This window comes from Vibrio owensii, from assembly GCF_002021755.1.
GTDB classification, from domain to species: domain Bacteria; phylum Pseudomonadota; class Gammaproteobacteria; order Enterobacterales; family Vibrionaceae; genus Vibrio; species Vibrio owensii.
Genome location: NZ_CP019960.1, coordinates 388,031 through 399,364, shown reverse-complemented (window position 1 = coordinate 399,364; position 11,334 = coordinate 388,031). Strand labels below are relative to the sequence as shown.

Sequence of the window (11,334 nt, the reverse complement as noted above, 5' to 3'; positions counted from 1 at the left end):
AATTAAGGACTTATACAAACAACAATAAAAAGGAACAGCATTATAGAGGGGGACTTTTTTCGCGCCGCAGCGGACAGATGTAACTAAATGTAACTCAACTTACAGGTGTAAAAGTGCCAAAAATAAAGCGTCTTTTTACGTCAATTTGACGACATTTCGCACGCAATCGATAAGCAAACATAAATCTGGGACTCTAGTTCAATTTTCTGAAAGTGTGCGCAAGATAAAACAAATCAATTTATCCGTTTCTACAAATAGTGGAATTTGTGTTTTTCACACCTTTATGCATCTGAAAATCAATAAGTTACAGAATAAATACACTTGAAATACTTAGTTACATGTTAGCGAAAAAAGCACCAAAACTTGGGCGTTCTTAAGACATAAATGAAGCGCCTAAAGCGGTTATCAAGATCGTCTTCACACTTCTTAATTGAAGCGCGAAAAATAAGGTATATGAATGATCATCCAGTGAAAACGATAAGTATAACTTTGCAACAAAACGTCAATATCCGGATTGAAGCACGGTTTCAGATTGAATATTCGATGATAATGAGATGCATTGGATCGGTTTGAATCCAAGTCAGCCCAAAATAAAATATGGAGAGTGTTATATGTCTTTACGTTTAGTAGCAGCAACCTTTGCACTAGTTGGAATGAGCTTTGGCGCACAAGCGAGCGCAGAGTGTGAAGTGTCTATCGATGCAAACGATATGATGCAGTTTTCGACCAAAACTTTGAGTGTTCCAGCAACGTGTAAAGAAGTAAAACTGACGCTGAACCACACAGGTAAGATGCCAGCGCAGTCAATGGGTCACAACGTAGTCATTGCAGACACGGCTAACCTACAAGCAGTCGGCACAGAAGGCATGTCAGCAGGTCTTGAAAACAACTACGTGAAACCTAACGATGACCGTGTTTATGCCTTCACTAAAGTGATCGGCGGCGGTGAAAGCACCTCCATCACGTTCAGCACAGAGAAAATGACTCCAGGGGGCGACTACTCGTTCTTCTGTTCTTTCCCTGGTCACTGGGCAATCATGCAGGGCAAGTTTGAGTTCAAATAAGCGTTCACGCTCGAACTTAAGCCTCTGAAAAAGAAAAGGGAAGCACGATGGCTTCCCTTAATTGTATCTGTAGTTCAAACGTTAAAACGCGAAATGATCGTACTCTGAACTGTCGTCTGATTGGGTGTATTCAAGTTTCGTAATGTCATCAAACGGCATGGGTTTATAGAAGTAGAAGCCCTGAATCAAATCAATCCCCTGCTCGGCCATAAACTCTAACTCACGCTTCGTTTCGATGCCTTCCGCAACGGTTTCTGCCCCAGTGATTTTCACCAGTTTAGCTGTCAGTCTGAACAACTCTCTTCCGTTCTTGTTATCAAGGTTGAGCACTAAAGAGCGGTCGATTTTCACCTTATCGAAATCGTATTTCGACAAGTAGCCGATAGACGAATAGCCGGAGCCAAAATCATCCAGTGCGATCTTCACTCCCGCTTCTCGTAACTCACTCAACACACGGTGGGTGCGATGCTCATCTTGAATCAACATGTCTTCGGTAATTTCAAACTCAACTTGCGAGTAAGAAAGTGCGCTTTGGTGAATCATCATCAACACTTTCTCTGTGAAATCTGGCACCAAACACGTTTCTGGAGACAGGTTGATCGACACCTTAAAGCTTGGACGATTCGCTAACGGCGCTACTTCTCGCAGCGTTGTTTCTACCACCCACAGGTCCAATTCACTCATCAAGCCCACTTTGGCAAAATCTTCTAGAAACGTCGGAGGCGTGATGTCACCTGTTTCAGAGCGATGGCGAATCAACACCTCAAGCGAACGAATCTCACCAGTGCGAGCGTTTACTTGCGGTTGGTAAAACAGGACGAACTCACCGTGTTTCTTCAAATCGCTAATGCGTTTCTGAGCAGCAAACTTATTGGTGATCTCCGGGAAGAAAGCCCCCGCGACTTTACCGTTGTCTAACCCTTCATAGTTGAAGAAATCGTCAGAGACTGACTTCGCAAACAAAGCGTTTGAGCTGCCAATTTTGTCCATCTGCTTAAAGAACGGATAGTAAATCACGATACCGACCAGAATAATGATCAGCTGTAATATCGCGCCCGTCCAAGTGTAACCTGTACCGATGTAACCACTGGCTAATGGCGGTGTCATCCAGCTCATGATTTCTGTTATCGGCGCAACTAAACCCATCACTGTAGCAATGTACGCAATAATAAGACCGATAATCGGCGCAATCAGAAACGGCACAATCATGACTGGGTTGAACATGATTGGTAAGCCATAAATGATCGGTTCGTTGATGTTGAACAAGCTCAATACTAACGCCGTCGCCGCCAATGCTTTGTAACTGCGATTCTTGGTCAGAAACAGCATACACAGCACCAGAGAAATGGTGTTTCCTGCCCCACCCATTCCCGCATAAAAGTCATAGAAGTTGGTGGTTAAAATTGGCAGTGGTGTACCAAGCGCTTCGTGGTTCTCTATCGCGACACGCGTTGTCTCATACAACTCTGCTTTGTAAGGAGCAAAGATGATGTGACCATTGATGCCAATCGACCAAAACAGGTTACGTACAAACTCATAGATAATGCCGTCAAGCAAAGAGTTCGGGTCAAGTTCTGGCAGCAGAAAACTCGCGATATCCGCTGCGCAAACCGCCTTGCCCAGCACGTAGCCAAGAGCAGAATATCCAACCACCAATACAACGGTAGCCATCACAAGGTTGTATGACTGATCCACCACATTTGGCAACTCTGAACGCATGAACCATTTTCGGTTTTGCATCACACGCACAGACCAAGCGATCACTGTTGGTACAAGGATCGCCAGTGGGTAGTTACTCGGAACGACAGTGCCTTCTTGCAGCAAACCCCATTCGTTACACACGATAAAGTAAACCATCAGCGATGGCGTGATGACATTTACACGAGATACTTTCAGCAAAGAAGAAAGAAACTGCGAGAAATACACTAACAGTAAGATCGGGAAAAGCTTCCAAATGATCGCGCTTGCTGTGCCAATCGTGATGCCAAGTTGCTCATAACCAGCAATCATAAATAGGTTACTCAGCAAAGTACTAAATGCTGAAATGAGCGACACGGGCAATAACATCACGAGGACATTACACAAACCGTTAATGTATGAATTGGAAGAAATTAAAGTAAAAAGCCGATTAATGTATCGATTATTCATTTGGCTAAGTAAATCCATCAAAGTACGACTCAAAGAGCCGTTCAGGAAGTTCGCCGCAATTAAATCCGTTTAGTTTGTTTCGCAATGAGGGAGAGTTTCGACATGCTCGTCGAGGACGGTATCATTCGAGTAACAAAGCGTTGATCGTTCAACGTTGCGAATAGTCACTCAACAAAGGTAGCCATAGCCAACTTGTTGTTATCATCCAAACAAAAAGAGCACAAGCTAGGACCCTCGTACTCTTTTAGTCTGGTTAAACGCGTTGTTTCTTGGGTCAACGTCGTTTGTTATTTCGCCTGCTATTTAAGCAAGGAGGCGCACATTAGCGTCAGCAAGTCTATATTTCCACTCGACTTTGTGATTGTGACGATAAAAGTGGCTTGTCTTGTTGCTCACCAAGGATATCCACCAGTGGTGACGGGCGAGCAAAGAAATAACCTTGCACTTTATCGACACCACAGCCTTTCACAAAATCGTACTCTTGTTGAGTTTCCACCCCTTCTGCGACCACTTCGCAATGGGTAATGTGGCCCAACTTTGCGACCAACTCATAGAGGTCTCTGCCCTTTTGATCGTTGGCATCGAGCAACAGAGAACGGTCGAGCTTGATCTTATCAAACGGGTATTTCAGCAAATGCGGGAACGACGCATAGCCCGTACCAAAGTCATCCATCGCGATACGAATGCCTTGAGCTTGCAGCGCTTCCATAGTTTTAATCAAAAACACCTTATTGCTAAGAATCGCTTCTTCGGTAATTTCAATTTCCAACCACTCTGGTGAGATGCCGTAGTGCGCCAAGCGCGATAGTAAGTGCGGCACAAACTCTTCTTGCTCAATCGTCGCTACTGCGATGTTGATGGCGATACGGCGATCTTTGGACAGCGTCATTTGCTGCATATCTGCCAAGACTCTTTCAATGACCAACTTATCCAACAACGGCATTGAGTTGAGCATTTGGAAGTCACTCACAAACGTCGGAGGGCAAAGGTTTCCGTCTTTATCGATATAACGAAGTAACGCTTCATAAGAGAACACGTTAACCTTCTTTGTCGACTGAAGTTTTTGATAAAACATCACCAACTCACCTTCTCGCAGTATCGTGGTTAAACGCTTTTGTGCTGTTGATTTGCTGATACTGGAGTTATTGGAGTCTCTTACATTGTTCAACAATGATTTGAATATCGAGCTCTCAATACCGGTATAGGCGGTGTTCGCACGAAACTGCGCCGAAAACTTCCCTGCGTATGCCAAGTAAAATGGGCGGTAAATGAAAACACCCAACACAATGATCAACGCTTGCAGAATCGAACCTTCGATTTGATTTCCCATTGCCATGTAACCGCTGAAAATGGGTGGCGTCATCCAGTTTACGATGTTCTCTACCGGTGGCACTAAACCAAACGAAATACACGAATAGGTGATAACAAAACTCACCAAAGGCACCAGAACGAAAGGGACGATCAGGATCGGGTTAAAGATGATCGGCAAGCCAAACAGCAACACTTCGTTGATATTGAAAATCACCAGTGGCATTGCTGCCAGAGCAAGCATCAGGTGGTTACGCTCTCTCGCGAACATCAGCACACACAACAACAAGCTAATCGAGTTACCAGAGCCACCCATCGACATGAACGCATCATAAAAGCCTTGGCTAATGACGTTGAGTGGCGCATCCCCTGCTTGCCAAGCCATCATATTGGCTTCTGTGGCAGCAAAGATCTGCTGCTTAATCGCAAACAGCAAGTTGTGTCCGTTGATACCAATCGAGCCAAGTAACCCAAGCACGGTTTGATACATCAATCCGCCAGTGAGCGTAAGTGGGTCGACACCCAAATCACGGACCATGCCACCAAACAACGCCATAAAAATCGCTGTGAAGTGGGACATGACCAAGGCCACCAGCACAAACAAGAAAAAGTGCACCACGTGCTTGAGCAAACGGGACGAGAAATCTAGGGCTTGCGGCTCTAACAAACGTATCTTGAATAGACTGCAATACACATACGTCATCGTCGCGCTCAACAAAGCGAGCAACGGGTTGTTTGGCAGCATATAAGTTGCTGACAAGCTGCTGTTTTCTATCGAGACCAAATAAAACATGATCAATGAATAGATGATGAACAGCGCGCTCGAAACATTGGTTTTGTGGGAAAGGTAGTACCCTGCCACGACACAAAACGCACTTGGATAGAGGTTGATCAAAATGTCGGAGACGTGGAATAACAACTGCGACAAATCAGCCAAACCGGTAAGCCTGAAAACGTGTCCGAGAAATATGGCCAACGCATTAGACAAAGTCAGCGGAAGTAACAGCAAAGCAATAGACGCCAAATCCGTTAAATAGGACTTGGAGCTCGCTCGCCATTGACTCACCACTGCCAATAAACGTTGGGCAGGTGCAAATTTGAGTGTAAAGCCAGTTTGCATGGAGCATCTTATTATAAATGGGGGAGTGAGCTGTTAAACGAACAGCCGTAATTGCAACCTGTGCCTTTTTAGGCGTGACCATCTATGTAGTCTTAGTTAGTAGTAATTTTTAGTGCTTAGCAGCAAGCGTAAGTTGTGCGGATAGGTTGCGAGGCGTAATTTAGCGATTATATGCGCCTCGATCCATTAAGATTATTTGTCGTGACGATAAGCGGATACATAAAAATAACCCTCACTGTAAAAAGCGAGGGTTAACATTTGCCAGATGATTATTGAGCGAGAACTTAATGCTCAGTATTCATTGGAAATCGTTGCTCATAAAGCTCCATAAAGTCTTTACGAATCAGATGCTCTAGATGGTTTGCTTTATCTGTCGGGCAGAAAATCATGATGTGCAGGATTTGCTCACCATTAATGTTACTTGAGATATGAATGTGCGGCTCTGCACCCGGTAGATCGACACCAGCGTGTTTCTCGATCATCGCATTGTAACGGTGAGCAACATCGGCAAAGTAACTGCAATGTTCATCAATCTTATCGGTCAGTAAAGGCAAAAGTGGGTAGAGATTGACGAAGTCTTTCACCACAACAGAAAAGTCATGGTAGACGTAACGCTTCATGAAGTTGAGGTTCTTCACTGGGTAGGTAAAGAACATGCTGTTGGGCAACGTCGCGGTTTTCCCCGTGAAGTGGTATTGCCCATGATGCAGGTCGATTTCTTGAATCACTGTCGCCATCATGTTGTGCTCAATCACTTCGCCACATAGCTTGCCGACTTCAATCCAGTCACCGATGCGGAATGAACGCGAACTGGCTCGCTGAATCGAACCAGTAAAACAAAGAATAATCTCTTTAGATGCGACCACAATCGCCACTGCAATCGCCGTAACGCTTAGGGCGAACTCGCTGATTTCTGATTGCCATAAGATGAACAACAGAATCAGAGTGAGAGCAAATGTGCCGTTTTTGGTTCTCGACATCCAACTGCGTTGTTCTTCCGTAATGAAGGCATCGTCACCACGAATTCGAGACAGAATCAAACGACGTAGAACAATGATAAACAGCAGGATTAATGCGGAAAATAAAATTTTGTGAGTGAGAAGAAAATCGACGACTAACTGCACTTTCTCCATTACCCGACTCCCTGTTTGGTTTAGATAGGTTGACCTTTCATGCTAAATATCGCTCAGAAAACAGATAGCTAGCTTGCGAGAGGACAACCTTACCAAATTATTCAGTCGGTTGCCCCAGTTCGCTTTCTTTAAATACGATAAACGCACGGCGGTTTAAAGCATTGGCTTCTGGAGATTCTTCGTTGATCACAGGTTGAAGCTCACCAAAGGCTTTTACTTCCCACACAAACTGCGATGGATCGAGCTTCGTCTTGAGATACGCCACCACGGTTTGCGCTCTTCGCTCCGCCAATTGTTCATTATAAGAGAGCGAGCCCACTTGGTCGGTATGACCAGCCACCATAATGCTACCTTCTAAACCTTGCAGTTTTGCGATGAAATCATCTAATTGTGAAAGGTCTTCCGGTTTTAATTCCGACTTATCGAAATCAAAGTGCGGTGTCATCGCCATGTAGATCTTACGTTCTGGCTTTGGCGGCTCACAGAAAGGCATCTCTTCGTACTTCTTCGCCTCTTCAAACATCACGTAAGCACGACGGTTTTCAGCACGAGCTTGATCCGATTTACCCAACGCTAGCGGCTGTGACTCACCAAAGTGCTTCACTTCCCAATCGTATTGGCCTGGGTCGAGTTGTTGCTGAAGATACGCCTCTACCGATTCAGCGCGGTGCATAGACAGCTTCTCGTTATATTCGTCAGAGCCTTTAAAATCAGTGTGACCAACAATCGTGATGCGTCCGCTCAAGCCTTGAATATCACGGATAAACGCATCTAGGCTTGCCGCATCGGCTTCACGAATGATGGATTTATCGAAGTCGAAATGCTCGGCAACCGCAATATGGATTTCGCGTTGTGGTGCTAAACATTCACTGATCAGAAACTTGGAGACATTGACATCGGCAAACTTCTCTCGGTTCTCTTGGCTTACATACGCATCCGCCGAGCACCCTGCCAATATTGCCCCTGCGATCATGCCGCTTAACAAACGAATCGTCGTTTTCATATCGCCCTCTTATAACTTACCAACTAGGTTAATGAACACGCCTGATGCGTCGTAATCGTCATCATTCGCTAGGTTGCCATCAAAGCCTGAGAAGTTGTAACCCACACCGACTTTGAAGTTGTCGCTCAAATGTTTGTTAACCGAAACCAATGCGCCTTGCTCTAGCTCATCGTAGGTGCTGTCCGTCTTCCAGTGGTACTCACCGGTCACGTCCCAATCTTTCATAACACGATAAGAGGCACTCAAACCGTAGAGAGAAATTTTACTGTCGACTGGAATGTCTTCGCCTGACTGGCGAGTGAAGATTTCATGCTTGTCCTTATAAGCGTATTTCGCGCCTAAATCCCAATTTGCATCCAACGAGTAGATACCTTCGATTTCGATGATGTGGCTTTCTTCATCTTTGTAATCCACATCGCGGTTAAGTTGGTCGAAGTCCACCAAATAGGTGTAACGAGAGAGTACGTTCAAACGGTCGTTGTAGATTGGGCGATATGCTAAACCTGCAGTGGATTCAATAAAACGAGCCAACACTTTATCGCTCGATTTACTTTCTGAGCGTGAGTAGTTGAATTTACCAAATAAGGTGTACTCTTCCGTTAGATGATGTGTGTAACGGTTAGTCGTCACCCATTGGTCGACACGTTTTTTATCTGGGTCTGCAGAATCATCGGTCTTGTCGACACGATACTCGACTTTGTTCTTGAACAATACGTCATCCACATCAATCGACGTGCTCACACTCACGGCTTGGCGCTCGGTGGTGATCTTCTGGTCGTCTTCGATTTCGCCTTTTTGATAGCCGATGCCCATGTCGATGTCGTCATTCATGTCGTAACCAAAACCAAACGAGTCGATTCGACCTTTGCCGTTGTTCTCATCAACAAATTGGTTTTCTTGGTAGAAATCGACGGTAGAAGTCAGGTCTGCACGTTGGCCGACAATCACGTTGTTTTTGCCTTCGTAAGTGTCGTCTACGTAGGTTAAGTAGGTGCTGTAATCTTCGGTTACGTCATACGTCACGCTCGCTTCTGCGGCATCACCGCGATCACCCGTGGTGTATTCCGCACCAACCACAAAGTCTTCTAGAATGCGTGTTTCACCACCTAGCGTGACGCTGTCGTTCTCATCGTATTCGTCGGTTTGACCGACAGTTTTTTGGCCTTTGATGTACACGTTGTTGTCGCTGTCCCAGATGTAGTCAGCACGCAGACCCGCTAAGGTCCCTTTGCCTTTTTCATCTTGGTTGTTTAGCTCTTCAACTTGTTTACCCGCTGCCGAGATCTTGATGTGTTTGGTGACTTTAACTTGGGTTTCCAATTCTGCTTGCTGGGTATCAGTTCGCAAATCACCATCGGATTCGCGCTCTTCCACCGAGGTAAAGCGCGTCTTCACAGCAACTCGGTCAGTGGCTTGGAAACGAATTTCAGTACCGTAAGACTCTTGCTCTAAGTCGTCATCTTGGCTGGCAAAACTGTAGCCAGCGTCTTTGGATTTGTACCAAGCTTTGACGTCGTTACCCACCGCAGAGAATACGTTTGGAGCTAAGTCGTAGAGGTTCATCACCCCTTTCACTTGGTAGATATCGCCTTCACGATCTTCCGCGTTGCTACCAATCGGAGTGAAGGTTAAGCCGCCATCGAAAGATACGTAGTTGGAATCGGTTTGACGACCTTTACTGTGTCCGAATTCGGCTTTCAAGTACGTCCCTTCTGATGCACGCAAGGTTAAGTCCGTGCCGTACGCTTCGTAGTCTTGGTTGTCTTTTTCTTCGGTTTGGTAGTTTGCGCCCACACCAATGTAGTCGTTCACCCAACCTTTCACACGACCACCAGCGGTCATTGCGTCAAGCGCGTCACTGCCTTGGGGAACGTATTCATAGTCCACCGAAAGGTAGTTGTCGTAGCCAGAGGCTGGTTGGTCGTTGATGACAGTGCCGAAGTTATCCGAAATGATGTTGTTCAGCGGTCTGGTCAGAATAATGCGGCCTTGGTACGGGTCGATTTCATAGTCACGCCCCGATTGCAGCGGCATTTCTTGCACAGTGATGCTACTGTCTGGGTCGACAACTTTCACCATTACTTTGTCACTGCCCGGTACCACTTCACCATGACGCAAGAAGTACAACGAACCACCAGTGCCTAGGAATTCATCGTGAGCGAAGAGTGAGTCAGATTCAGCCGCAAAGCCGACAATGTTTAGACGATCTTCACCAAACTTGGTGGTTGAACGAGTACGGTAGTCACCTTTAAAGCCGTATAAGCTACGGTTGTAATCGTTGTTGTCGGTGCCAGTAATGCCAGTGTTGTAGTTACCCCACAACACATTGGATTTGTCGTACTCAACGTTGAGGTAAACCTTACCTTTGGTGTTCACCACTTTGTAGATGTTGGAGCTGTCACCATAGTTGCCGTAATACATCTCATCGTCGTCTTCGAGAATGTCGAATACGCTGGATGAGTCAGAGGCAAACGGGTTCTTAAACATGTCTCGCACGTCACTCTCTTTAGTATCAAAGTGAGTGGTCACTCTGAGTTTGTCGCCAAACTTACCCTGACCAAAGTACGCTAAACGTCCTTGGTTATAGATGTCATCTTGGTATTGCTCGTCAACGGCTAATGCGGCGGAGTTGCCCGTCACTTTATTCTTACCGATGTAGAAATCCGCAAGACCCGCTTGTACCCAATACTCATCAGGAATACGCACGTATAGTTGGTAACGACGCTCTTCACCACTGTCGAATACCACACGAGTTGGGAACAGATAGGCATCTGCTGGCAAGTATTGTTCTGCGTATAGTTCGCCCTCTTCCACATCAAACTCGTCTTCGCCAATCACGACTTTATCAACGCCTTTTAGTCCCGTACCCATGAATCTAGCCAGACCAGCAGAGGTAGGAATATTGTGACGCATCAACTGAGCTTTACCAAGCTTGCGGCTTTGCTCTTCTTCACCGTCGTTCTTATCGATATCGACTTCAGAATCTGGCTCGACAAGGTCAATCACACCAACCGTCGTCACGTCCATATTGCCGTCTTTATCGAAGGCTTTTAAACGGAACAACAGCTGCGTGTTGGATTCAAATTGATACTCTTGGTCGGTCGCACCATCCCAAACAATGTTGAAATCGTTTGCAAATTGCTGACCTTCTACCACTGCTAAAGGATCAACCAAGCCACGGTCACCACCACGGAAGACTTCCAGTTGGTAATGGTCAACGTAGTAGCTGAAGTTGGTTGTGATAGCAAAACTCATTTCTTGCAATGGTTTGCCATCTTTCACTTCAACATCGCTGCTAATGCTCAGGTCAAGTACCGGGTCAAATCGCATGATGTCGCGGCTTACCCAAATCGCACCTTGGTCTAGGTAGATACGGGAATTATCCGTTTGTTCGTGAGCTTTTACTTCAATACCCAGTGAGTCACTGTCAAGTTTCTCCAATTGGCTGGTGTCTTTCGCGTACGAAAGTATCGGCAACGCAGCCGCGATACACATTGTCAGTTTTGATTGTCTAAATCTAATCATAATAATCCTGCTTAACCGCTTGAGTGGTTGGCT

6 protein-coding genes are annotated in these 11,334 nt (G+C 45.7%); 1 reads left to right on the top strand and 5 read right to left on the bottom strand.

Going from position 1 to position 11,334, the window contains the following annotated elements; all coding sequences use genetic code 11:
* The first annotated feature begins 611 nt into the window (after window positions 1-611).
* Window positions 612-1,064, top strand: coding sequence for an azurin (azu, locus tag A9237_RS18320; RefSeq protein WP_005441233.1), 453 nt, complete (start codon window positions 612-614; stop codon window positions 1,062-1,064).
* Between the two features lie 81 nt (window positions 1,065-1,145).
* Here the strand turns inward: azu and A9237_RS18315 are convergent, their stop codons facing one another.
* The 5 genes from A9237_RS18315 to A9237_RS18295 all read right to left on the bottom strand — a co-directional run bounded on the left by A9237_RS18315 (window position 1,146) and on the right by A9237_RS18295 (window position 11,301).
* Complete coding sequence (locus tag A9237_RS18315) at window positions 1,146-3,212, bottom strand: EAL domain-containing protein (RefSeq protein WP_078610222.1); 2,067 nt, start codon at window positions 3,210-3,212, stop codon at window positions 1,146-1,148.
* Window positions 3,213-3,549: 337 nt separating this feature from the next.
* Window positions 3,550-5,640, bottom strand: a complete 2,091-nt coding sequence (locus A9237_RS18310) for an EAL domain-containing protein (protein WP_045479639.1) — start codon at window positions 5,638-5,640, stop codon at window positions 3,550-3,552.
* Window positions 5,641-5,924: 284 nt separating this feature from the next.
* Window positions 5,925-6,773 (bottom strand): mechanosensitive ion channel family protein, encoded by an 849-nt coding sequence (locus A9237_RS18305; RefSeq protein ID WP_005441240.1) that lies wholly within the window; start codon window positions 6,771-6,773, stop codon window positions 5,925-5,927.
* Window positions 6,774-6,870: 97 nt separating this feature from the next.
* Window positions 6,871-7,776, bottom strand: a complete 906-nt coding sequence (locus A9237_RS18300) for an OmpA family protein (protein WP_078608965.1) — start codon at window positions 7,774-7,776, stop codon at window positions 6,871-6,873.
* 9 nt (window positions 7,777-7,785) lie between these two features.
* Window positions 7,786-11,301, bottom strand: a complete 3,516-nt coding sequence (locus A9237_RS18295; protein WP_039985300.1) for a hypothetical protein — start codon at window positions 11,299-11,301, stop codon at window positions 7,786-7,788.
* Window positions 11,302-11,334 lie beyond the last annotated feature (33 nt).